Annotated in this window: 19 protein-coding genes; 10 read left to right on the top strand and 9 right to left on the bottom strand. The window is 72.1% G+C overall.

Going from position 1 to position 22,740, the window contains the following annotated elements:
• The first annotated feature begins 69 nt into the window (after positions 1–69).
• The 3 genes from OHS58_RS19755 to OHS58_RS19745 all read left to right on the top strand — a co-directional run bounded on the left by OHS58_RS19755 (position 70) and on the right by OHS58_RS19745 (position 4,221).
• Complete coding sequence (locus tag OHS58_RS19755; RefSeq protein WP_328649371.1) at positions 70–2,784, top strand: BTAD domain-containing putative transcriptional regulator; 2,715 nt, start codon at positions 70–72, stop codon at positions 2,782–2,784.
• 244 nt (positions 2,785–3,028) lie between these two features.
• Complete coding sequence (locus OHS58_RS19750) at positions 3,029–3,577, top strand: hypothetical protein (RefSeq protein WP_328649370.1); 549 nt, start codon at positions 3,029–3,031, stop codon at positions 3,575–3,577.
• A 26-nt stretch (positions 3,578–3,603) separates the two neighbouring features.
• Positions 3,604–4,221 carry a hypothetical protein gene (locus OHS58_RS19745; RefSeq protein WP_328649369.1) on the top strand — a complete coding sequence of 206 codons (618 nt, stop codon included), beginning with the start codon at positions 3,604–3,606 and terminating at the stop codon, positions 4,219–4,221.
• 674 nt (positions 4,222–4,895) lie between these two features.
• Here the strand turns inward: OHS58_RS19745 and OHS58_RS19740 are convergent.
• From OHS58_RS19740 to mug, 4 genes are all read right to left on the bottom strand, one after another.
• Positions 4,896–6,551, bottom strand: a complete 1,656-nt coding sequence (locus OHS58_RS19740) for a methyltransferase (RefSeq protein ID WP_328649368.1) — start codon at positions 6,549–6,551, stop codon at positions 4,896–4,898.
• A gap of 15 nt (positions 6,552–6,566) precedes the next feature.
• Positions 6,567–7,559, bottom strand: a complete 993-nt coding sequence (locus OHS58_RS19735; RefSeq protein WP_328649367.1) for an FAD-dependent monooxygenase — start codon at positions 7,557–7,559, stop codon at positions 6,567–6,569.
• Positions 7,519–7,725, bottom strand: coding sequence for an FAD-dependent monooxygenase (locus OHS58_RS19730; protein ID WP_328649366.1), 207 nt, complete (start codon positions 7,723–7,725; stop codon positions 7,519–7,521). The genes OHS58_RS19735 and OHS58_RS19730 overlap by 41 nt, the downstream gene beginning before the upstream one ends.
• A 324-nt stretch (positions 7,726–8,049) precedes the next feature.
• Entirely contained in the window at positions 8,050–8,610 is a 561-nt protein-coding gene (mug, locus tag OHS58_RS19725) for a G/U mismatch-specific DNA glycosylase (RefSeq protein WP_328649365.1), read from the bottom strand.
• Between the two features lie 68 nt (positions 8,611–8,678).
• Here mug and OHS58_RS19720 point away from each other — a divergent pair, with 68 nt between their 5' ends.
• Together OHS58_RS19720 and OHS58_RS19715 are read left to right on the top strand one after the other, a co-directional pair.
• Positions 8,679–9,170, top strand: coding sequence for a MarR family winged helix-turn-helix transcriptional regulator (locus OHS58_RS19720; protein WP_326954329.1), 492 nt, complete (start codon positions 8,679–8,681; stop codon positions 9,168–9,170).
• Positions 9,171–9,226: 56 nt separating this feature from the next.
• Complete coding sequence (locus OHS58_RS19715; protein ID WP_328649364.1) at positions 9,227–10,132, top strand: NADP-dependent oxidoreductase; 906 nt, start codon at positions 9,227–9,229, stop codon at positions 10,130–10,132.
• Between the two features lie 35 nt (positions 10,133–10,167).
• Here the strand turns inward: OHS58_RS19715 and OHS58_RS19710 are convergent, their stop codons facing one another.
• The 4 genes from OHS58_RS19710 to OHS58_RS19695 form a co-directional block, all read right to left on the bottom strand.
• Positions 10,168–10,854: an SDR family NAD(P)-dependent oxidoreductase gene (locus tag OHS58_RS19710; protein ID WP_328649363.1), complete on the bottom strand. Its 687-nt coding sequence runs from the start codon at positions 10,852–10,854 to the stop codon at positions 10,168–10,170.
• A complete protein-coding gene (locus OHS58_RS19705; protein WP_328649362.1) occupies positions 10,851–11,255 on the bottom strand; it encodes an ester cyclase in 405 nt (134 codons plus the stop codon). Before OHS58_RS19705 ends, OHS58_RS19710 begins: the two co-directional genes overlap by 4 nt.
• Before the next feature lie 81 nt (positions 11,256–11,336).
• On the bottom strand, positions 11,337–11,945 hold the full coding sequence (locus tag OHS58_RS19700; protein ID WP_328649361.1) for a TetR/AcrR family transcriptional regulator: 609 nt from the start codon (positions 11,943–11,945) through the stop codon (positions 11,337–11,339).
• Between the two features lie 84 nt (positions 11,946–12,029).
• The gene (locus OHS58_RS19695; RefSeq protein WP_328649360.1) at positions 12,030–13,634 is read right to left on the bottom strand and encodes a beta-1,3-glucanase family protein; all 1,605 of its coding nucleotides are present in this window, start codon (positions 13,632–13,634) and stop codon (positions 12,030–12,032) included.
• Between the two features lie 514 nt (positions 13,635–14,148).
• Between OHS58_RS19695 and OHS58_RS19690 the strand changes: the two genes are divergently transcribed.
• The 4 genes from OHS58_RS19690 (at position 14,149) to OHS58_RS19675 (ending at position 17,363) form a co-directional block, all read left to right on the top strand.
• Positions 14,149–14,874, top strand: a complete 726-nt coding sequence (locus OHS58_RS19690; protein WP_328649836.1) for a (Fe-S)-binding protein — start codon at positions 14,149–14,151, stop codon at positions 14,872–14,874.
• Positions 14,875–14,891: 17 nt separating this feature from the next.
• On the top strand, positions 14,892–16,331 hold the full coding sequence (locus OHS58_RS19685; RefSeq protein ID WP_328649835.1) for a lactate utilization protein B: 1,440 nt from the start codon (positions 14,892–14,894) through the stop codon (positions 16,329–16,331).
• Positions 16,328–16,906, top strand: a complete 579-nt coding sequence (locus OHS58_RS19680) for a LutC/YkgG family protein (protein ID WP_328649359.1) — start codon at positions 16,328–16,330, stop codon at positions 16,904–16,906. The genes OHS58_RS19685 and OHS58_RS19680 overlap by 4 nt, the downstream gene beginning before the upstream one ends.
• Before the next feature lie 145 nt (positions 16,907–17,051).
• The gene (locus OHS58_RS19675; RefSeq protein WP_328649358.1) at positions 17,052–17,363 is read left to right on the top strand and encodes a hypothetical protein; all 312 of its coding nucleotides are present in this window, start codon (positions 17,052–17,054) and stop codon (positions 17,361–17,363) included.
• 28 nt (positions 17,364–17,391) lie between these two features.
• Here the strand turns inward: OHS58_RS19675 and OHS58_RS19670 are convergent, their stop codons facing one another.
• Positions 17,392–21,621, bottom strand: coding sequence for a glycoside hydrolase family 3 C-terminal domain-containing protein (locus tag OHS58_RS19670; protein WP_328649357.1), 4,230 nt, complete (start codon positions 21,619–21,621; stop codon positions 17,392–17,394).
• A 230-nt stretch (positions 21,622–21,851) separates the two neighbouring features.
• Between OHS58_RS19670 and OHS58_RS19665 the strand changes: the two genes are divergently transcribed.
• Entirely contained in the window at positions 21,852–22,718 is an 867-nt protein-coding gene (locus OHS58_RS19665) for an alpha/beta fold hydrolase (RefSeq protein ID WP_328649356.1), read from the top strand.
• Positions 22,719–22,740 lie beyond the last annotated feature (22 nt).

Raw genomic sequence — 22,740 nt, 5'->3', positions numbered from 1 at the left:
CCCGCGCGCCACCAGGGCGTTTCGAGGTCCGGACGCCGGGCGCTAGCCTGGAGGACGAGGGGGGAAACGATGAGGTTCCGGGTTCTCGGAACGCTGGAAGCGCGGGTGCACGGGGATCGGGTCACGTTGGCGAGCCCGCGCGAGCAGCGCGCGCTCGCCACCCTTCTGCTCAACCCCAACGCCGTCGTCCCGGTGGAGCGCCTGATCGACGCGCTCTGGGAGGACGAGCCGCCGGCGACGGCCGTGAAGCAGGTGCGCAACTGCGTCTCCGCGCTGCGCGGCCGGCTCGGCGAGACCGGCGGGATGATCGTCACCGACGGCCCCGGCTACCGCCTGCAGACCGGGATCGACGATCTCGACTCCCTCCGCTTCCGCCGTCACGTCACGGTGGCCCGGGGGCTCGCCGGGCAGGCGAAGCTCGCCGACGCCGTCAAGGAGATCCGCGACGCGCTCGCCCTGTGGCGGGGCCCGGCGCTCGACGGGCTGCGGACGTCCGCGCTGGCCGGCCGGGCCGCGGTGCTCGACGAACAGCGCTTCGATGCCGTGGAGCTGTGTGCCGATTGGCAGCTGCGGCTCGGCGAGACGGGCGAGGTCGTCCGCGAGCTGACCGAGTTCTGCGGCGAGCACCCGATGCGCGAGCTGTCCCACCTGCTGCTGATGCGCGCCCTTGCGAAGGAGGGCCGCTACGCCGAAGCCTCGACGTTGTTCCACGGCCTGCGCCGGCGGCTGGCCGACGAGCTGGGCGTCGACCCGAACCCCGGCCTGCGACGGCTCCACGAGCAGATCCTCACCGAAGCCACGCCCAGCGCGCCGGCCGACGTCGCCCCCGAGGCGGCGGCCACGCCGGATCGCCACCTCGGCCGGGCGGTCACCGAGCTGGCCGAAGCCGTCACGTGGCAGTGGCGCGCGGAAGCCGAACTGCGATCGCTGCACCGGCCGCAGCCGATCGCCCTGCGCTGGTCGGCCGCCGCCCGGCCGGGAAAGCCGGCACTGCGGGGCGACCTCGACGACATCGCCGGGACGTACACCGCGTTGCCGGTGCCGCAGCTGGTCGTGCTCGGCGATCCCGGTTCCGGCAAGTCCGTGCTCGCCCTGATGCTGACGCTGGAGCTGCTGCGTACCCGCGCCCCGGGTGCCCCGGTTCCGGTCCTGCTGTCGCTGGCCTCCTGGGACCCGCGGCGGGAACACCTCGACCTCTGGCTGGCCGATCGGCTCACCGACAACCACCCGGCCCTGCTCACCGCCCGGGAGTACGGGCCCGGCGCGCCCACCCGGCTCGTCCTCGGCGGCCACGTCGTGCCGGTCCTCGACGGCCTCGACGAGATGCCGCCCGACCTGCGCGTCGCGGCGCTCGACGCGCTGGACCAGACCGTGGCCCTGGGCCGCTCGCTGGTGCTGACCTGCCGCGCGGCCGAGTACGAGCAGGTCACCCGCGAGTCCGGCACGGTCCTGGGTGCTGCCACCGTCGTGCGGCTCGAACCCGTGGCCCGGCAGGAGGCGATCACCTACCTCTCCGCGCGGGAGGGCGCCGATCACGACCGTTGGCGCCCGGTGGCCGACCGGCTGCGCCGGGAGCCGGACGCGGCACTGGCCCGGGTGCTGCGGACGCCGTTGATGGTCGACCTCGCGCGGATCGGCTACGGCCGGCCCGGCGCGGATCCCGCCGAGCTGCTCGACGCCGGAGACGCGGCCGCCCTCGAAGGGCAGCTGCTCGACTCGTTCGTCCCCAACGCCTACGCCCGGGTGCCGCAGCCGCCGGGGCGCAACCCGAAGACCAGCCCGTCCGGGCGGTACACCGCGGCGCAGGCGGCGCGCTGGCTGGGGTTCCTGGCCCGGCACCTCGAGCAGACGCGCAGCCGCGACCTGGCCTGGTGGCGGCTGTACCGGGCGGTGCCCGCCGGGACGCGGTCGGGCCTGGTCGGGCTGCTGATCGCGGTGTTGTTCGTCGTCACCGGCTGGGTCGACGACGGCCCGGCGCTGGCGGCGATCTACGCCCTGTCCTTCGGTGGCGCCGGTTACCTGACCCACCGCTTCGCGCGTCCGCCGGAACCGCTACGCACCGAACTGCGCTTCGCCGGGGCCACCCGGAAGTTCGCCGGGCGGTTCGCGATCGGGGCCGTCGTGGGTGTCCTGCTCGGGCTGGGCTGGTCGCTGGCCACCGGCCTGGTCGTCTTCCTGGCGCTCGTGTTCGGGCTGGTGTTCGCGGTGCACGTGTGGCTCGCGAAACCGGTCGACGCCAGCCGCGTGTCGAGCCCGCGGACGATCCTGCGCAACGAGCGGACCGGCGCGATCGCGTTGTCCGTCTCGTTCCTGGTGTCGCTGGGGCTGTTCGACGGGATGGCGTTCGCGTTCACCGCGCAGACGCGGTTCCTGCCGGTGCTGGGTGGCCGCTACGACGTGGCGCTGGGCATCGCCGGCGGGCTGGCGGGCGCGTTGTTCGGCTGGTTCATGGCCCGCGGCGTCGCGGCCGTGTGCTACGGCCTCGCGGGCGCGATCGCCGGCGGCCAGGTGTTCCCGGCGGCGACGAACCCGGTCCTGCCGTTCGTGGTCGGCGTGTGCTTCGGCGGCGGCATCGGCCTGGCCGTCCTGGTGACCCGAGCGTGGGGCAACTACTTCGTCCACCACGCCTGGCTCGCCGCGACCGGCCGTCTCCCGTGGCGCCTGATGCACTTCCTCGACGACGCCCACCGCCGCGGCGTCCTCCGGCAGGCGGGCGGGGTCTACCAGTTCCGCCACGCCCGCGTCCAGGAGCGGCTGGCCGAGGCCAGACTCGGCGAGCGGTAGCGCCACTGTCCGATGTGGACACGATGATCCGTGCCGCGGGCGGACCTGCGGCACCGGGTCATTGTGACACTTTCGATCGCGTCGCCCAACCCTTTCGGCATTCGCCGGAGACTAAGAGGCAAGCCCGGCGGTAACCGTGGGCAGCGCGGGCGCGACGTGGATCACCCTGCGCTAACGTCGAAATCATCGACATTACGCAAATTCCGGGCATATCACGGCACCGGAATCGGGGAAAGGAATCGCCATGACGAACAACTGGAAGAGAATCGCCGCGACGGCCGCGGCCGCGACGACGGCCGCGGTGGTGAGTGCCGCTCCGGCGGGTGCGGCCGACGCCGCCCGGCACTGCGTGCTGAACTCGGAAACCGGTACGCAGCAGTGCTTTGCCGACTACCAGCAGGTGATTTCCTTTGCCTCGCAAGGCACGATCACCACGGCGCCGGCCGACGCGCATGCGGCGGCACGTGATCTGACGCTGCGCTCGGAACTCGCCGCGCAGCCGAAGGGCGACGTCATCCAGGGCACGTTCTTCGACGGCGCGGACTACACCGGCGATTCGCTGACGATCACCGGACCCGAGCTGTGCAAGAAGGACGGCTGGGTGAACTGGCAGTTCGACCTCGGTGACGACTGGAAGAACCGGATCACGTCCGTGCAGCCGTGGGGTGACTGCTGGCTCTGGCTCTACCCGGAACCGAATCTCAGCGGTGACCGGGACGGCCCGTTCAAGGAGAACAACGGCAACATCGGGTCCTACATGGACAACCGCACCCAGTCCATCGGTTTCAGCTGATCCCCCCGACGAAAGGAATGCCGACCATGACCGGCAAGCGCACGGCACTGACTGCGGCGGGCATCGGCCTGCTGACCGCCGCCGGACTCTTCGTCACCGCCCCGGGGGCGTCGGCCGAGGGCCAGCCCACCCCGCGGGAACTGCTCGACAAGTGCGACAACGGCACCGACTCCTGCGTGTTCCACCCGGCCGGGCCGCCGGAGGGGCACACCGGCGACGGCCACCAGGTCGGCGAGGCGGCCTACAACTGCACGCAGGACCTGCAGCGCAGCACGGTGAACTGGTCGGACACGACCGGCGAGTCGAACAGCTTCGGGGTTTCGCTCTCGGCCGAGTACGGCTTCTCGGAAGTGTTCAAGGTGTCCATCGAGACGTCGTACCAGCACACCTGGGAGTCGTCGCACACCGAGGGGCAGGCGACCAACGTCGACGTCCGGCCGGGCGAGAAGGGCTGGGTGGAGCGCGCGCCGAAGCTGCAGCGGGTGCACGGCACCTACGAGATGCACTTCGGTGACCGGTTCTACGACCACTACATCTGGTACCAGGACTTCGACGCGGACGGCCCGGTGCCCGGCTCCACCGGCGACATCACGCAGCACACGGCGGCGATGACCGACCAGGAGCGCGCCGAACACTGCGGCTGAGGCCACGAAACCGGCCGCTGCCCGGCAAACCGGGCGGCGGCCGGCGGGCCTAGGGCGCGTCTGACAATGTCTTGGTCCAATCGAGTCGAACGCGGGCGGGGTCCGCCGCGGGAACCGCGGCGTGTGCGGTACCCGATCCGATCAGCCGGCTCGGGGATCGCCGCGACAGTGCCGCGACCGCGCAGATGCCGCATCAGGTGCGGGAACATCGGTGCGTCTCCGGCCTGACCGGGACCGACCAGAGCCACCAGCGGCTGGCCGCTGCCGTCGACCAGGTGGTGCACCTTGGTGCTCCACCCGCCGCGGGAACGGCCGATCGCATGGTCAGGCGGCTCGGTCGGCAGACCCGTGTAGTTCGACCCAGCCCCTGCGGGACGAGTGATGTTGGTGGCGTGCCGATGCGCTTGTGCGATCGTCGAGCCCAGCGACACCGCCCCGTCCACCAGGCCGGCCGCGTCGGCCTCGGTGAGCAGGCGTTGCAGCACGGTGTCCCAGGTTCCGTCGCCGGCCATCCGGCGGTGCCAGGTCCAGATCGTCTGCCACGGACCGGACACTGTCGGCACGGACCGGCAATACGTCTTCGATCAACACCCGTTGATCGTCTGGGAGCAACTGAAACCGCGACACGACCGGCAGTGTCTCAGTCACCAGCCGAAACCTTTGTCAGACACGTCCTAGCGGGTCCGGACCGCGCGCAGGACGTACGCGTCCAGCGCCAGCGGGCGGACGTCGGCCAGCTCGAAGCCCGCACCGGCCAGCAGCGCGCGGTAGTGGGACTCGCTGCGTTCGCGGCCGCCGACGTTGCACAGCATGTGGATGTCCCACGGCACCGCCAGCGACGCCGTCCCGCTCTCCTCGGGCAGCAGGCGCTCGACGATCAGCAGTTCGGCGCCTGCGGGCATGCCGGCGGCGCAGGTCGTGAGGATGGTGTGGCACCGCTCGTCGTCCCAGTCGTGCAGCACACGGGACAGCAGGTAGACGTCGCCGTCGCCGGGAACGGCTTTCGTGAAGTCGCCGGGCACGAGGGTGCAGCGCGTCGCGTGCTTCGCCAGCGCCGGGCCGGCGACGGCCAGGGCTTCCGGGCGGTCCATCAGGACACCGGTGACCGCCGGGTGGGCGTCGAGCACGCGGGACAGCAGTGCGCCGTTGCCGCCGGCCACGTCGACGACGACGCCGGCGGCCGAGAGGTCGACGACGCGGGTGAGCTCGGCGAACATCGCGTTGCTGGCCGCCATCGAGCGGTGGAACAGGTCCGCCAGCTCGGGATTCGCGGCCAGGTGGGCGAAGTGGTGCGCGCCGAAGACCTTCGCGAACGACTCTTCGCCGGTGCGGACGGCGTCGGTCAGCGCGGCGAAGGAGCGGTAGAACGGGCCGCCGTACATCAGGGCGATCGCGCTCATGCCCCCTTCGACGTCCGTCCGCAGCAGCGCACCGACGTCGGTGAGCACGTACCCCGCGGCCGTCGCGCGGACGACGCCGAGGGTGGCCAGGTACCGCAGGAGCCGGCCGAGGCTCTCGCGGTCGGTGCCGGTCGCGGTGGCCAGCGCGTCGAGGCCGGCGGTCGTGGCCAGGTGGTCCGGCAGGCGCAGCTCGACGGCCGTGGCGACGGCTTGGGTGGCCCAGGCGCCGGTCAGCAGCCCGAGCAGTTCCGTGCCGGGCTCGGACGCGCGCTGGTGCGCGGCGAGCACCCGCGGGAACTCGCCCGCGCACAGGAGTTCCAGCCGCCGGTAGGCCGGCGCGGGGTGGTGTGCGTCGCGGAAGTAGAGCACGGTGGCGTCTTCGTGGCCGTTGTAACCCCCGCCGTCCGGGCGCAGCTGGCCGGCGATCGCCGCGCACAGTCCATTGAGGACGATCGGGTCGGCCCGGGGCACCGCGAGCGCGAAGTGGTCTTCCCGGCCGTGACGGCGTTCATCGGCGGCGATGTGGGCCAGGTCCGGCGGCGTGACGAGGACGAAGATCTCCAGCGCGCACGGCCGGCCGTCGCGGTCGGTCACCGGGGCGCGCAGGATGCCGACCGTCAGGTCGTCGGCGGGCAGGCCGTAGCGGCGGGCGAGCCGCTCCCGGACGACGACGCTGTGGCTCATCAGCCCGGTTTCGAGGCCGTGGCGGGCCAGTTCCGCGCCGAGCCCGTCCAGTGTGGCCGGGAAGACGAGCAGCCCGACGTGGGAGAAGGGCGCGTGTGCCGCCAGCGCGGCGCGCTCGGCGGCGGGCAGCGAAGGCAGGGCCGCCGCGAGCACCGAGGCGGTGTCGCCGGCCCGGACGAGGTCCCGCGCCGCGGTGAGGCGGGCGAGGTCCTCCGGGGCGAGCGTGGGGACGAGCGTCGCGGTCATGGGCACTCCTGGTGGTCAGATGCCGACGTAGTTCTCGGCGAAGAAGTCTTGGTGCGCGCGGGATTCACGCAGGTTGTCGAGCCGGGTCCGGCGGAGAGCGGAGCCGAAGGACCCGGCGCCCGCCTGGTCGTGGAGGAGGCCGATCATCCAGTGGGAGAACTCCTGCGCCCGCCAGATGCGGGGCAGGCAGGTGCGGGAGTAGGCGGCCAGGGCCTGCTCGTCGTCGCGCAGCAGCGCGTCGGTGAGCGCGGCGGCCAGCACCTCGGCCGCCATGATCGCCAGGTTGGCGCCCTTGGCGGCCGACGGGCTGATCAGGCTGGCCGCGTCGCCGACGAGGAACAGCCGGCCGTGCCGCAGCGGGTCGACGACGTCGGAACGCAGGCGCACGATCCGGCGCTCGGTGACCGGTCCCTGGCGCAGCGCGCCGAACTCCCCGGTGCGCATGCGGACGGCCAGCTCGGTCCAGATCCGCTCGTCGGTCCAGGCCGCGGCATCGTCGCCGGGCGGCACCTGGAGGTAGTAGCGCGTCACCGTGGGGCTGCGCGCCATGTGCCCGGCGAACCCGCGCTCGTGCAGGGCGTAGGTGACCGCCGGCATGCTCTGGGGCGCCTCGGCGAGCACGGCCAGCCAGGAGATGCCGTGGTCGCGCGCGCAGTGCGCCGGCGCCGGGACGGCCTTGCGGGTGGCGCCGTTGCTGCCGTCGCAGCCCGCGAGGAACCGGGCGCTCACCTGCCCGGTTTTCCCGTGCTCGTCGCGGAACCCGACGGTCGCGGTCTCGGCGTCGACGTCCGTGACGGTCACGCCGAAGCGCAGTTCGCCGCCACGGGCGAGGTACTCCTCGACGAGGTCGGTGACGAGCCGGTGCTGCGGGTAGACGGTGTGCCGCTCGCCGCTGCCGAGCCGGTCGTACCGCAGCTCGAACTCGCCGCCTTCGTCGCGGAAGGCGCACGTGCCGTGGGTGCTGCCGTCACGCAGCATCCCGGTGCCGAGGCCGTGCTCGGTCAGCACCCGCGCTGTTCGCGCCGAGGAACCCGGCCCGCGCCCGGGCCTGCACCTGGTCCCGGCCGCCGCGTTCGAGGACGAGCGTGTCGATCCCGGCGGCGCGCAGCAGGTTGCCCAGCACCAGCCCGGCCGGCCCCGCGCCGCCGATGAGCACCGATGTCCGATCGGCCATGAGTTCCCGGCCCGTTCCCTTCCCGGAGAAGGGCGGCCCGCCCGGGCCGCCCGGGGCCAGACCTAACCAGGCCCGCGCCCGCCGACCCCGCGTGTCGGCCCTCGTGGCGCGATTGATCACCCATACGGGATCGTCCGTCCGAAGAGGACCGCCCGGGTGGGTCAGCCCGGCGTCCACGGCCGTAGCGCGGCCCACGCCGCCGGCGACGCGGTCGAGGGCTCGCCGAGGCGGCCGGGTGCGGTGCCCGGGAGGGGGCGGCGAGCACGGGCGGCTTCCGCCACAGGACCGCCGGGGTCGGGAACGGCGAGGTCGAGCCGGGTTCCCTTACAGGCTTTCGCCGAGGACGCCGGAGCGGTCGGGCATGCCGACCGCCGCGCGCATGCGGGCGAACTCCGCCGCGAGGGCCACGGGCGGGTAGTGCGCGTTGAGGCCGCTCGGGTTGGGGACGATCCAGACGCGGGCGCCGCCGATCGGCTCCGGCTGCGGGCCGAGCTGGGCTTTCGGCGCGCCGAAGGCCGCCCGGTAGCCCGTCACGCCCAGCATCGCCAGCCACTGCGGGCGGATCGCCGCGATCCGCTCGGCCAGGTCCTGCCCGCCGGCGACGAATTCCTCTCGGGACAGCTGCGAGGCGCGGGCCGTGGGGCGGCGCACGATGCTCGTGATGCCCATGCCCCAGCCCAGCAGGAGCCGTTCCTCCTCCGCGCGCAGCAGCCTCGGCGTGAACCCGGCGCGGTACAGGGCGGGCCAGAACCGGTTGCCCGCGCTGTGAAAACTGTGCCCGGCCGCCACCGAGCCGCCACCGGGGTTGATGCCGACGAACACCACCCGCAGGCCGTCGGCGAGCACGTCCGGGAGGAGGGCGGCGGGCGGATCGGCGTCGGGCACGGCTTCGGACTCTACGCAGGGCGCTCGCGGCGGACGGCGGTGGGTGACGTGTCATGTAATCTGCGGGCGTGACGGATGACCGCTGGCTCGACCGGGAGCAGAGCCGCGCGTGGCTGGCTTTCGTTCGGCTCCAGCTGCGCCTCACCTACGAGATCAACCGGCAGCTGCAGGCGGACAACGACCTCTCGCTCGCCGACTACGACGTCCTCACCGCACTGGGCAACGCGCCCGATGCCCGGATGCCGATCACCGCGCTGGCCGCGCTGCTCGGCTGGGAGCGCAGCCGGCTCTCCCACCAGGCCAAGCGGATGGGGAACCGCGGCCTGGTCGACAGCGGCGCGAGTCCCGGCGACCGGCGCGTGACCGAGGTCTTCCTGACGTCGCGGGGGCGGGACGCGCTGGCGGCCGCGGCGCCCGGGCACGTCGACCTCGTCAAGCGGCTGTTCTTCGGCGGCCTGCCCGAGCACCTGCTGGCGCCGCTCACCGAAGCGCTGGAACAGGTCTACGACAACGTCCTCGACCACGGGACCCTGCCGGACCCGCGGACGCTGGGGGAATAGTCGCGGCCCTTCCCCGCTTGCATGACATGTCACGTAATGCGGTGGAAGGAGCGGACATGTCGAACGCGGTGGTCATGACCGGATTCGGGGGGCCCGAGGTGCTGCGCTGGTCGCCGGTGGCGACGCCGGAGCCGGGCCCGGGACAGATCCGGATCAAGGTGGCGGCGGCCGGGATCAGCCCGACGGACCTGCCGCTGCGCTCGGGCCTGCTCAAGGCGTTCGCGCTGCCGGCGGTCCCGGTGCTGGGCTTCGAGGTGGCCGGGACGGTCGACGCGCTCGGGCCGGGGACGACCGGCGTGGCCATCGGCGACGAGGTGGCGGCCTTCCTGCTCGAACTGGGTGGCTACGCCGAGCACGTCCTCGCATCGATCTGGACGCCTAAGCCCGCGTCGGTCTCGTGGGCCGACGCGGCGGCGCTGCCCAGCTCGGCCGAAGCCGCCGTCCGCACACTGAACGAGCTGGCCGTGTCCGCCGGCGGCACGCTGCTGGTGTTCGGCGGCGGTGGCGCGGTCGGCGTCGTCGCCACGCAGCTGGCCGTGGCCCGCGGGATCAAGGTGCTCAGCGTGGTCGGCGCCCACGACGAAGCCCTGGCCCTGGAGCTGGGCGCGACGCCGGTCCGGTACGGCCCCGGCGTCACCGAGCGGGTGCGGGAGCTGGGTGACGTCGACGCCGTCCTGGACGCGGCGGGCAAGGGCGTGCTGGCCGACGCGGTCGAGCTGACGGGCGACCCGGGCCGGGTCGTCACCCTCTCCGACCCGGCCGCCGGCGACTTCGGCGTCCGCCTTTCGGGCCCGGACGCGGCGAAGGCGCCGGCGGCGCTCGGAGAGGTGATGACGTTGCTGGCCAAGGGAAAGCTGCGCTTGCGTGCGCACCGCGAGCTGCCGATGGCGGACGCGGCCGAGGCGCACCGCCTGCTGGAGGTGGGTGGGGTGCGCGAGCGGCTGGTGCTGATGGCCGGCTGACGTCCCGGCGTCCCGGCGCGGCGGCCGCGCCGGGACTACCAGGGCAGTGGGCCGTTTTCGTCCGAGAAGGTGCCGGTCGGGCCGGCCGCGTCGAGGGTGGCCAGGCGCACGACGGCCCGGGCGCTCTCCGCCGGCGACCGGCCGATCCCGAAGTCCGCGGTCATGTCGGTGGCCGTGGTGCCGGGCTCGACGGCGTTGAACTTGATGCCGGGCTGGGCTTTCGCGTACTGGACCGTCAGCATGGTCGCCGCCGTCTTGGACGCCGAGTACAGCGCCAGCGGCAGGTGGAACTCGGGCCGGTCGGGGTTGGTCACCGCCCAGAACGATCCCGCGCTGCTCGACACGGTGACCACCGTGGGGTTCGAAGACCTGCGCAGCAAGGGAAGCGCCGCTTCCGTGACGCGCACGATCCCCACGGCGTTGGTGTCGAACACCTTCAGGGCCGCAGGGCCGTCGAGGGGTTCGTTCCCGAGGACGCCCGCGTTGTGCACCAGGACGTCGAGCCGCCCTTCGGCCGCGCCGATCGTCGCCAGCGCGGCGCGCACCGAGGCGTCATCGGTCACGTCGAGCTGCACGAACCGGGCGCCGAGGTCGGCGGCGGCCTTCTCGCCGCGCTCGCTGTCGCGCGCGCCGACGTAGACGGTGTGCCCCAGGGCCAGGAGCTGTCGGGCGGTCTCGAAACCGATGCCCTTGTTGGCCCCGGTGATCAGTGTGACGGTCATGAGTTTCCCTTCGAGGTGAGCTGACGGCGGAGTTCACCGGCGTCGTGCAGCGCCGTCATGTGGACGAACCGCCCGTCGCGCACCTGGTAGATCGCGTACTCGGTGATCTCGAACGAGGCGCCGGTGGGGGCCACGCCGAGCCACTCCTGCGCCGGCGTGCCCGTGTTGACCAGCCGCGCGGCGAGCCGATCGCCGTCGAAGAGCAGTTCTTGCAGCTCCCAGTGCAGGTCAGGGACCGCGGCGACGTCGGCCCGCTGCACGGCGAGGAGGTCGTCCCGGGTGGCGGGTTCGCCGTTCAGCGTGGTCCGGTCGTTGATGAACCCGTCCATCCGCTCGAACCGGTGGGCGTTGAGTTCGGCGAGGTAGCGCAGGTAGAACGCGCGCAGAGCGCTGTCGGACATCGAACGTCCCCTTCTGCATCGATTGATACAGAATTCACCGTAGCACGTTCCGCATCGATCACTGCAGAAATGGGTGGACGCTCAGAGAGGCGGCCACGCGCGCAAAGCGGCGTCGGCCATGTCCTGCAGTTCGGCGCGGCCGACGCCGCTAGAGGCCTGCACGGCGATGCCGTAGGCCAAGGCCGTGACGTAGCGGGCGAGCACGCCCGGGTCGGCGTCCGGCGGGAGGTCGCCGTCGTCGACGGCTCGGTCGAACCGGTCGCGGATGTGGGTGTAGCCGTTGTCACGCCACTCGACGAGGAGGTCGCGCGCGCCGCGGCCGGCGTCGCCGGTGGCCAAGGCCCCCTGGACGCCCAGGCAGCCGTGGGGGCCTGCGGGGCGGGTGGTGGTCCGGATGGTGCCGGCGAAGATCGCGGTGACGACGCCGAGGGCGGTCGGCTCGTCGAGGGCGCGGGCCAGGTAGGCGCTCGGGCCCTCGGTGTAGCGCTCCAGGGCCTTGCGGAACAGTTCTTCCTTGTTGCCGAAGGCCGCATACATGCTGGTGGTGGAGATGCCCATGGCGTCGGTCAGGGTGGCCAGGCTGGCGCCCTCGTAACCCTGCTCCCAGAAGACCAGCAGGGCGCGCTCGAGCGCTTCGTCGGCGTCGAATCCCCGCGGCCGGCCGCTCGGGCGGCGCTGTCTGGTGTCCACAATCCCAGCCTACGCTTTTCCGCATCGATTGATGCGGAACCGTGGTGGCCCCAACACGCGAGGGCCACCACGGTCGTCACCAGGTCAGCCCTGGTGCCACTTCTGGTTCGCTCCGCCGGTGCAGTCCCACAGCGCGAGGGCCGCTCCGTCGTTGCCGTTCCAGGCTTGGATGTCCACGCACTTGTTGGCCTGCGGGTTGACGAGGTCGCCCGCCGCGCTCAGGACGAACTGCTGGGCGGCGTTGCCGCTGCACGTGGCGATCTGGATGACCGCCCCGTTCGCCGTGGAGCCCCAGGCGACGTCCATGCACATGTTGTTCTGCGTCTTCAGCGTGCCGCCGGAGAACGTCCAGTTCTGGGCCACGGTGTTGTTGCACCCCCAGGTCTGGAGGTGGACGCCGTCGGCGAAGTTCTGGCTCGGCACGTCGATGCACTTGCCGTTCCAGTCGCTGATGAGCCGGTTGCCCGACGTCGGGGGCGGGGTCGTCCCGCCGCCGCCGGTGAAGCTGTTCAGCGTGATGCCCGCGGCCCGCGGGCTGCCGTCGTTGACCAGGGACTCGAAGTTGCCGACGTCGTCGAAGGCGAACGCGTAGGCCTTGCCGTCGGCCATGTTCGCGTGCACCAGCCGCGCGTACTGGTTGGTCGGGCTGTTCTTGTAGAAGTCCCCGGCGTTGCTGCTGGGCTGGGTGTCGATCGTGCCCAGCGTGCCGCGGTTGAGCGCGGCGCACAGCGTCCGGGAGATCGGGCCGACGACCTGGTCGTTCGGGGCGGCCAGCGCGCCGTCGCAACCCCAGACGTTGGCCGAGGACGGCTTCTGGAACGACGCCACCTGCTGCCCGGCGCTGTTCGTGAAGTTCATGACGTTGCCGGAGGTGCGGCCGAAGTACTTGGTGTTCGGCTGGTCCCCGAACGGCACGACGGTCAGCGTCTTGCCGGTGTAGGCGTTCCACGCGGAGTTGATGTACGGGTCGAGGTAGGTGCTGCTGAGCTGACCCGCGTCGGCCGCCTTGCCGGGGGCGAGGACGCGCAGGACCGTGCCGTCGGAGCGGGTGTAGACGGAACCGCCCCAGCCGGACTGGCCCTTGATGCCGTTGATGACGTTGTCCCGGCCGTTCGCGACGAGCGTGCCGGTCGAGTTCACCGCGCCGGCCCCGGTCGTGACGCTCACCGTGTGCGGGATGGCGAACATGTCCACTTGGGAGCTGTTCAGCCAGAGACCGGCGTCGTTGTAGGTGAACTCGCTCCAGTCGAACAGGATGTCGCGGTTCGAGTCGCCGCCGGCCCACGGCGCCGGCTGGACCAGGCCGTCGGGCGTGAGGTAGAAGTTCAGGCGCTGGCCCATCGAGAAGTACACGCGGCCGGAGATGTTGCGCGGCACCTGGATCGTCGTGCTGCCGCCGTTGCCCGGGCCGGCGATGGAGACGTCGGGTGCCGGGGTCGGGGGGTTGCCGCCGGGGCTCCACGCGGTGAAGGTGCCGCCGGCGTTGACGTACCCGAGCCGGCCGGTGCTGAGGTTGACGCCGAGCACGTACAGGTAGACGGCGTCGCCGCGGCCGGTGTTGTTGGTGATGGACAACGGCAGGAGCGCGGGACCGGAGGCGGCGGCGGGGGTGACGCCGCCCCATACGGCCGTCGCCGCGACCGCCGCGAGCGCGGCGATGATCGCGGTCAGCTTTCTTCGAGTTCGCATCGGCGACTCCTTTGTCCGGGGTGGGGTGACTCCGATCGGAAAACGCGAAAGCGGAACGCGACAACGTTGTCAGCGCGCGCCGTCGCGAAGGGCGCGGACACTTCGGACAGGAACGGCTGAACTCGTTTTCACGGGCCGACGATCGTCGACGGAGTAGCGCGACGGTAGGCCTGTGCCACTCACCGGGTCAATGGTCTAGACGTATTGAGAGCTTCTCGTGCAGCGCCGTTGCCCTGGCGGCCGTTGACAGGGTGGACCCGGCCGGCGTCGGGCTCGCTCAACGCGGCCGCGAACTGGACGACCACGGCCTTCCGGGCCGCGGCGTCGGACCCCGCTGCCGGCGCGCGGTCTTCGGCCGCCGAGGGGCGTGTTGAAACGTCACAACTCACGCTGTCAGGCTGCGAAGTGGTGTTGTGCCGGTTCATTGACTTCGCCTTCGGGTGCGTTGTAGCGTCACCGCGTCGAGTTTGTGAAACCTTTCAATGCGGAGGGCGCGATGGTGCGGCGGCCGGGGCTGAACGTCGCCGTCATGGTCACCTGCGTCAACGACTCGCTGTTCCCCGACACCGGCAAGTCGGTGTTCCGGCTGCTGCGCCGCCTCGGCGTCGACGCGGACTTCCCGGCCGGGCAGACCTGCTGCGCGCAGCCGATGGTCAACACCGGCTACCTCGACGAGGCCGTGCCGGTGGTGCGGACGTTCGTCGACGCCTTCGCGGGCTACGACGCGATCGTCACGCCGTCCGGCTCGTGCGCGGGGTCGATCCGCCACCAGCACTCGATCGTCGCGCGCCGCGCGGGGGACGAGCGGCTCGCGTCGGCGGCGCCGAAGGTGTACGAGCTGAGCGAGTTCCTCGTCGACGTGCTCGGCGTGACCGACGTGGGCGCCTACTTCCCGCACCGCGTCACCTACCACCCGACCTGCCACTCGCTGCGGCTGCTCGGCGTCGGCGACAAGCCGCTGCGGTTGCTGCGCGAGGTGCGCGGGCTGGACCTCGTCGAGCTGCCCGCGGCCGGCGAGTGCTGCGGTTTCGGCGGCACGTTCGCGGTGAAGAACGCCGAGACGTCGACGGCGATGGGCGCGGACAAGGCCCGGCACGTCCGCGGCACCGGCGCCGAGGTGCTGGTGGCGGGGGACAACTCGTGCCTGCTGCACATCGGCGGCCTGCTCTCGCGCGAACGCAGCGGCGTGCGCGTGATGCATCTCGCCGACGTGCTCGCTTCGACCGAGGAGGATGCGTGAGCGCGACGTTCGTCGGCATGCCGGCCTTTCCCGAGGCGGCCCGGAAAGCGCTTGCCGACACCCAGCTGCGCCGCAACCTCGCGCACGCCACCGGCACCATCCGCGCCAAGCGCGCGGCCGTCGTGGGCGAGGTCGAGGAGTGGGAGGAGCTGCGGCTGGCCGGCGCGGCGATCAAGGACAACACCCTGCGCCGCCTCGACGAGTACCTGCTGCAGTTGGAAGCGTCCCTGCAGGCACGCGGCGCGACCGTCCACTGGGCGCGCGACGCCGCGGAGGCGTGCGCGATCGTCGCGAAGATCGCGCACACGCACGGCGTCGACGAGGTCGTGAAGGTCAAGTCGATGGCCACGCAGGAGATCGGGCTCAACGAGGCGCTCGCCGAGCAGGGCGTCACCGCGTGGGAGACCGACCTCGCGGAGCTGATCGTGCAACTCGGCGACGACCTGCCGAGCCACATCCTGGTGCCCGCCATCCACCGCAACCGCGCGGAGATCCGCGAGATCTTCCGCCGGAACATGGCCGACGCGCCACCGGGCCTGTCGGACGAGCCCGCCGAGCTGGCCGCCGCCGCGCGCTCGCACCTGCGGGAGAAGTTCCTGCGGGCGCGGATGGCCGTGTCCGGCGCGAACTTCGCGGTCGCCGACAGCGGCACCCTGGTGGTCGTCGAGTCCGAGGGCAACGGCCGGATGTGCCTGACGCTGCCCGAGGTGCTCGTCTCCGTCGTCGGCATCGAGAAGATCGTGCCGACCTGGTCCGACCTGGACGTCTTCCTGCAGCTGCTGCCACGCTCCAGCACGGGGGAGCGGATGAACCCGTACACCTCGACGTGGTCGGGCGTCACGCCCGGCGACGGGCCGCGGGAGATGCACGTGGTGCTGCTGGACAACGGGAGAACGCGTGCACTGGCCGACGAGGTCGGCCGCCAGGCGCTGCGCTGCATCCGCTGCTCGGCGTGCTTGAACGTCTGCCCGGTGTACGAGCGGACGGGCGGCCACGCGTACGGCTCGGTCTACCCGGGCCCGATCGGCGCCATCCTGAACCCGCTGCTGAAGGGCGTGGGCGTCGACGAGCAGACGGACTCACTACCGTACGCCTCCAGCCTGTGCGGCGCGTGTTTCGAGGCCTGCCCGGTGCGCATCGACATCCCCGAGGTCCTGGTCCACCTGCGCGCGAAGGTCGTCGACGCCCACCGCGAGGGCACCCCGAAACCCGAGGCGCTGGCGATGAAGTCGGCATCCTGGCTGCTGTCGGACGCGAGACGCCTGGGCGTCGCGGAACGCGGCCTGAGCATCGCCAGCCGAGCATTGACCCGCTTCGGCAAGCGAGTGCTCCCGGGCGGCCGCCGAGCGGTGAGCCGCCTCCCGTGGCCGGGTTCCCTGTGGACGAACGCCCGAGACCTGCCGGCCCCACCACGAGAGTCGTTCCGGACGTGGTGGCGCAGGGAAGGCCGCCCATGACCGCGCGCGAAGAGATCCTGGCCGCCGTCCGAGGCGCGCTGCACAATGCGGACCGCACGGAGACGCCGGTACCACGGGGCTACCGAACGGTGACACCACCGGACACAGTGGACCTGTTCGCCGAGCGAGTGGTCGACTACCGAGCGGCGCTGACCCGCTGCACACCGGCCGAGCTACCCGAAGCCATCCGAAAAGCCCTGGGCAACGCGCGGAAAGTCCTGGTACCAAAGGGTTTCCCGATCACCTTGAACGGAACCTCCGACGCGCCGGACCTGACCACGTTCGACGCGGTGGTCACCACGGCAACACTGGGCATCGCCACCACGGGCACCCTGGTACTGGACCACGGCCCCGGCCAGGGCCGCAGAGCACTGACCCTGGTCCCGGACGTCCACGTGTGCGTACTGCGAGAGCGCGACATCGTCCCAGGCGTCCCTCAGGCGGTGGCAGCACTGGACCCGACGAGCCCGCAGACGTGGATCAGCGGCCCAAGCGCAACGAGCGACATAGAGCTGACGAGGGTGGAGGGCGTACACGGCCCAAGAACCCTGCACGTCATCATCGTCGCAGAGTGAGGGTCAGCGCACCAAAGCCCGAGAGCGCCCAGCCCCCGCCCAGCACCCCGATCCGAAGCCACAACACGGCAGCCGAGCACGTGTCAAGGCACGCTTTCCCGCCTTGACACGTGATCCGCTGCCGTAGTCACAATCAGACTTCGGGGTGCCAGGCAAACCACGCCAGTCACAACCGCCCGCCGGGGCGCGCATCACCGCCGTCGCGTCCTGGTGGGACGCGATGCACTTCACCGGCGCCGAACGGGTCGCCTTCGCGCTGGCGGAAGCCGTCTTCACCGCCAGCCCGCACGGCGAACGCGTCCCTGGCGAGCTGTACGCGCAGGCGTGCGCGCACTACGACGAGAAGGCGATCGCCTCCCTCGCCGTCGCGCTCGGGCAGGTCGGCTTCTTCATCCCGCTCGCCCTCATCGGCAAGCCGCTCCCCGGCGTCCCACCCGCGAAGCAGTGGCGGGACTGAGACCTGGACACCGTCCACGTCCGGCGCCTCATGCGACGGCCAAGGCGAACACGTGCAGCCGGGTGCCGGCCTGGTCGCCGGTGACCGTGGTCGGCAGGGTCACGTACGCGACCGTCTTGCCCGCGGTCAGCGGCACCGGCGTCGCGTAGACGCTCACCGCGGTCTCCGCCGGGTACGGGCTGCCCGCGGGCCGGTTCCACCGGGGCGCGGTGGCGACGAGTTCGTTGCCGGGCAGGGGAGTGCTCGGCGTCCAGTTGGTCAGCCCGAGCGTGAACGGCGCGGCGCTGCCGTCGGTGTAGGTGATCGTCCCGGCGCCCGACCCGCTCCCGTTGTTCGCCGAGCCGAGGAACCACAGCTGCGACCCGCTCTTGCCGACGGCGACGTGCTGGCCCGCCGCGACGACGTTGTCGGGCGCCCCCGACGGCCAAGTGAAGGTGACGGGCCCGTGCGTGACGGGCTTGCCGGCCACGAGACCGGCGCCGGCGAGGGCCTGGGCGGAGTAGCTGTAGCCCGAGCCGTCGAAGTTCGCGCTCTGCGGTGCCGCATCGGCGCTGACGGCGGTGTTGTCGTACGCGTCGGCGAGCGACCCGAACAACAACGGCAGGGCGAGAGAACTGCCCTGCAACGGCCGGTCACGTCCCGACGAGCTGACGGTGCCGGACAGATCCAGGGACGCGGACTTCGCGCCGCTGCCGACCGCGACGGTCAGCGCCGTGGTCGACGTCGACCGCGGGCGTAGCACCACCGGCACCTGCGCGGGCGTGACGGTCACCCCGGCCGGAGCGTCGATGCGCGCCGCCACCGTGACGGGTGCGTCGGTCGTGTTGCGCAAGGTCAGGGTGGCGCCGAAACTCGTGCCCGGCTGGGCCATCTTGGTCGCCGACGTGAACTGCGCCGACACCAGCGGGCCCACGGTGACCTGGAGCCCGGACGTCGAGCGGAAGCCCCCGTTCGCCGTCGCGGAGGCGGTCAGCCGCCACAACCGGCTCTGCGCGTCGGCCGGCGGAGTCACCAGCCACGACGTCTGCAACCGGGCGCCCGGCGTGGCGAGAGGGAACGTCGCCGGGGTCAGCGGCTTCGCCTGCCAGCCGCTCGGCAGGTCGAGGCCGAGCTGGACGTGGGTCAGCAGCTGAGTACCGCCGGGGGTGAGCGTCGTGGTGACGACGGTGCCGTGCGCGGGATCGAGCGTCGGGGGCGCGGCCGCCGTGACGGTCCGCGCGCCGGTCGACTGCAGCAGCGTGTAGGACGACGTCAGCGGCAGGTTCCGGGACGAGTCGCCGACGAACAGCCGGTACGTGCCCGGGTTCGTCGTCCAAGTGTGGGCTTTGCTGTCCCACGTCTGCAGGTCCGACGGCGCGAGCGTGAAGGTGACGCGCTGGGACCGGCCCGGCTGGAGCGTGACGCGCTGGAACCCCTTGAGCTGCTTGGGCGGTTCGCCGGCGCTGGCCGGGTCGCCGACGTAGAGCTGCGCGACCTCGGACGCCGTGCGCGTGCCGGTGTTCTTCACCGTCGCCGTGACCTTCACCGGGCCCGCGGTGACGGCGAGACGCGGTGAGACGTCGAGGTCGCTGAAGGCGAACGACGAGTACGTCAGGCCGAATCCGAACGGGAACAACGGCGTCAGGTTGTGGGCGTCGTACCAGCGGTAGCCGACGTCCAGGCCTTCGCTGTAGTGGAAGGCGGTCGTGTTGGTCGCGACGTCGACGACGCCGGGGTAACGCGCCGGGTCGGCGGTCGGCAGCTGCGCCATGCTCGCGGGCCACGTCTGCGGCAGCTTGCCCGACGGGTTGACGTCGCCGAACAGGACGGACGCGAGCGCGGCGCCGTTCTGCTGGCCGCCGTACCAGGACTCGAGCACGCCGCTCACCGAGTCGAGCCACGGCATGAGCACCGGCGCGCCGGTGTTGAGCACGACGATCGTGTGCGGGTTGGCCGCGGCGACGGCGGCGACCAAGTCGTCCTGCGCGCCGGGCAGGGTGAGGTTCTGCCGGTCGCCGTCCTCGCTCTCGTCGTCGTTGACCACGACGACGGCGACGCTGTCCTGCTTGGCCAGCGCCGCGGCGGCCGCGATCGCGGCGACGTCGGGGACCTGCCAGCCGAGGGTGACGGACCCGTTGCCGGGCGGGCTGGTCGGCGTCCCGGCCACCGGCCCGGCCGGGCCGTTCACCGGCTGGTAGTTCTCGACGGTGATGGGCGTCTTGACGCCGCCCTGCAGGCGGATCGCGGAGACGCCGGGGCCGTACTGCGCCCAGTCCTGGAAGACCGGCTGGCCGCCGACCGTCATCCGGATGCCGCCGGTGTTGGCCATCGAGAAGGTGTACGTGCCGGTGACGGGGGCGGTGAGGAAACCCCGCCACCGCACGGAGAACCCGGCCGGGTTGACGCCGGGCCCCGGGGCTTGGGTGTAGTGGTCGTCGACGTTCGGCTCGACGCGCGTCAGCGCCGGTTTGCCCGACAGGTCGAGGTTGTTGAAGTACTCGGTGGTCAGGCCCGGCTGCCCGCTCGCCGTGCTGAACTGCGCCGACGGGACGGTCGGCAGCTTGTCGGTCACGCCCGGCACGGTGAGCCCGTTGTGCGCCAAGGGGATGCCGTTCGCGGATACGGTGAGTTCGGTGATCGACCACCAACTGGAAGCCGTTCCCGTCTGCGTGACCTTGACGTAGCGCGCCTGCTGGACCGGGAACGTCGCCGTGATCAGCTGGCCGGTGCCCGCACCGGACGCGACCGGCGCGCCCCACGACGTCCCGTCGGTGGAGAGGGAGACCTCGTACCCGCGGGCGTAGTCGGTGCCGTTGCCCGCGTCGATCGTGACCTGGTCGATCGGGTGGAGCGCGCCGGTGTCGACCGAAACCCATTGCCCGGGCGCCATCGGGACGCCGCTGGACCACCGGGTCGCCGGGTTGCCGTCGACCATGTTGCGCGGCTGGTCACCCGCGCTCGCCGAGGACGACGCGCTCGCGGCCCACGAGCCGGCGTAGTCGACCCGGCCCGCGGTGCCCAGCCGGGCGGCGATGCCGTCGGCGACGGTGACGACCGCCGCCGGGTCGACCGGGACGTGCGAACTGCCGCCACCGCCGGTGATCGGCGCGTCCTTCGCGGCCGCCCCGAGCACCGCGACCGACGGCGTCGCCGAGGGGTTCAGCGGGAGCACGTTGCCCTGGTTCTTCATCAGGACGGTGCCCGCCGCCGCGATGTCGCGGGCCGTGGCGACGTGTTCGGGGGTGGTGGCCGTCGCGGCCGGCGATCCGGCGACGGTGTCGAAGAGGCCGTAGGCGAACTCCTCGGTCAGCAGCCGGGCGACCTTGTCGTTGAGCACGGCCATGCTGACCGCTCCGGAGCGGACGGCGTCGGCCAGGGGCTGCCCGAAGTTGCCGGGGGTGGGCATGGTCAGGTCGAGTTCGGCGTTCGCGGCTTGGACGGTGCTGCGGGCGCCGTCCCAGTCGGTGACGACGAAGCCGTCGAAGCCCCAGTCCTGCTTGGCGGTGTCTTTGAGCAGGCTGGCGTTTTCGTTGGCGTGCACGCCGTTCACGAGACTGGTGGCGGCCATGATGGACGCGGCGTTGCCCTGCCGCACCGCCTGTTTGAACGCCGGGTAGTAGATCTCGTTGAGGGTGCGCTCGTCGATGATCGCGTCGGCGTTGTTGCGGTTCTGCTCGGTGTCGTTGGCCACCAGGTGCTTGAGGTCGGTCATCACGGAGTGGGACTGCACACCCTGGACGTACTGCGTCGCCATCGCGCCGGCCAGGTAGGGGTCCTCGCCCGCCATCTCGAAGACGCGCCCGCCGCGCGGGTCGCGCACGAGGTTGACGTCGGGCCCGAGGTTGACGCCGACGCCCTTCGTCTTGGCCTCGGTGCCGACGACCTTGCCGTAGGCCAGCTCGGCGGCCGGGTCCCAGCTCGCCGCGGCGGCCACCGGGGCCGGCAGCGCCGTCGTCCCGCCCATGACCACGCCGGCGCCGCCGTCGTTGAGGTTCAGCGCGGGCACGCACAGCCGGGGGATCGGCGCGACCACACCGGCGTACCCGGGGAGCTGGGAGCCGTGCGTCATCGACAGCTTCTCGTCAGTGGTCATCTGCGCGAGCACCTGCGCGGCCCGCTCGGCCGGTGCGGCCTTCGAGCCGAGCCACGGGCAGGCCGCCTGGGGTGATTCCGCCGCGGCCGCGGGTACGGCCGGGGTGAGGAGCAGCGCCGCCAGCACCCCGGCGGTCCAACGTCGCCGTGAACGGCCGGGCCGGTGCTCGCCGGTGAGCAGGGGCATGCGTGATCCTCTCGGACTTCTGCGCGCGACGAATCCGCGTCCAGAACCGGACTTATAACGTTTCAATCGAAGTCCGCTGAGCCTACGACCCGGATCCGCGCAGGGTCAAGACGTGCTGATCGCCAGGCTTTTGTCAGGTACCGGACAGTCACCGGCGGCTCGTTACGGCGCGGGCCGGGTGGGTAGTCCGTCAGGGCGGCAGCGCGCCGTTTCGCGGGAGAGGAGCACGCGTGTTCAGTGGCTTCACGCTGGAGACCGTCGACGTCGGACTGGTGCGGTTGCGGGTGCGGCACGGCGGGTCGGGCCCGCCGGTCGTCCTGGTCCACGGCCACCCCCGGACCCACACCACCTGGCACCGGGTCGCGCCGGAGCTGGCCGACGACCACTTCGTCGTCTGCCCCGACCTGCGCGGCTACGGGCAGTCGACGCTGCCGCCGGACGAGCCCGGGCACACGCAGTCGGCCAAGCGGGCGATGGCCGGCGACATCGTGGCCCTGATGCGCCACCTCGGGCACGAGCGGTTCTCGATCGCCGGCCACGACCGCGGTTCGCTCGTCGCCTTCCGGGCCGCGATGGACCACCCGGGCACCATCGACCGGCTCGTCGTGATGGACGGCCTGCCCGTCACCGAGCACCTCGAACGGCTCAACGAGGACTTCGTCCGCGCGTGGTGGCACTGGTGGTTCCTCGCCCAGACCGACAAACCCGCCGAGCGGGTCATCAACGCCGACCCCGGCGCCTGGTACCGCACACCGCTGCCGTACGAGATGGGCGAGGACAACCACGCCGACGTCTGGGCGGCGCTGCGAGACCCCGCCGTCGTCCACGGCATGTGCGAGGACTACCGCGCCGGCCTGCGGGTCGACCGCGAGCACGAGGAGGCCGACCGCGCGGCCGGGCGCCAGGTGCGCTGCCCGACCCTGCTGCTGGCCGCGACCGAGGACGACATCGACATCCACGGCGACCCCCTCGAGATCTGGCGCCCCTGGATCGCCGGCGAACTCCGCGGTGTGGCCGTCCATTCCGGACACCACCAGGCCGAACAGGCACCGGGTGAGGTGGTCCGGGCCATCCGTGAGTTCCTTCGTGAACAGTGAAGAATTGCCGAGACCGTAGATC

It is taken from the genome of Amycolatopsis sp. NBC_00348, assembly GCF_036114655.1.
In the GTDB taxonomy this organism is placed as follows: domain Bacteria; phylum Actinomycetota; class Actinomycetes; order Mycobacteriales; family Pseudonocardiaceae; genus Amycolatopsis.
Note: the sequence above shows the minus strand (reverse complement) of the source record. Positions and strands in the feature narration are given on the sequence as shown.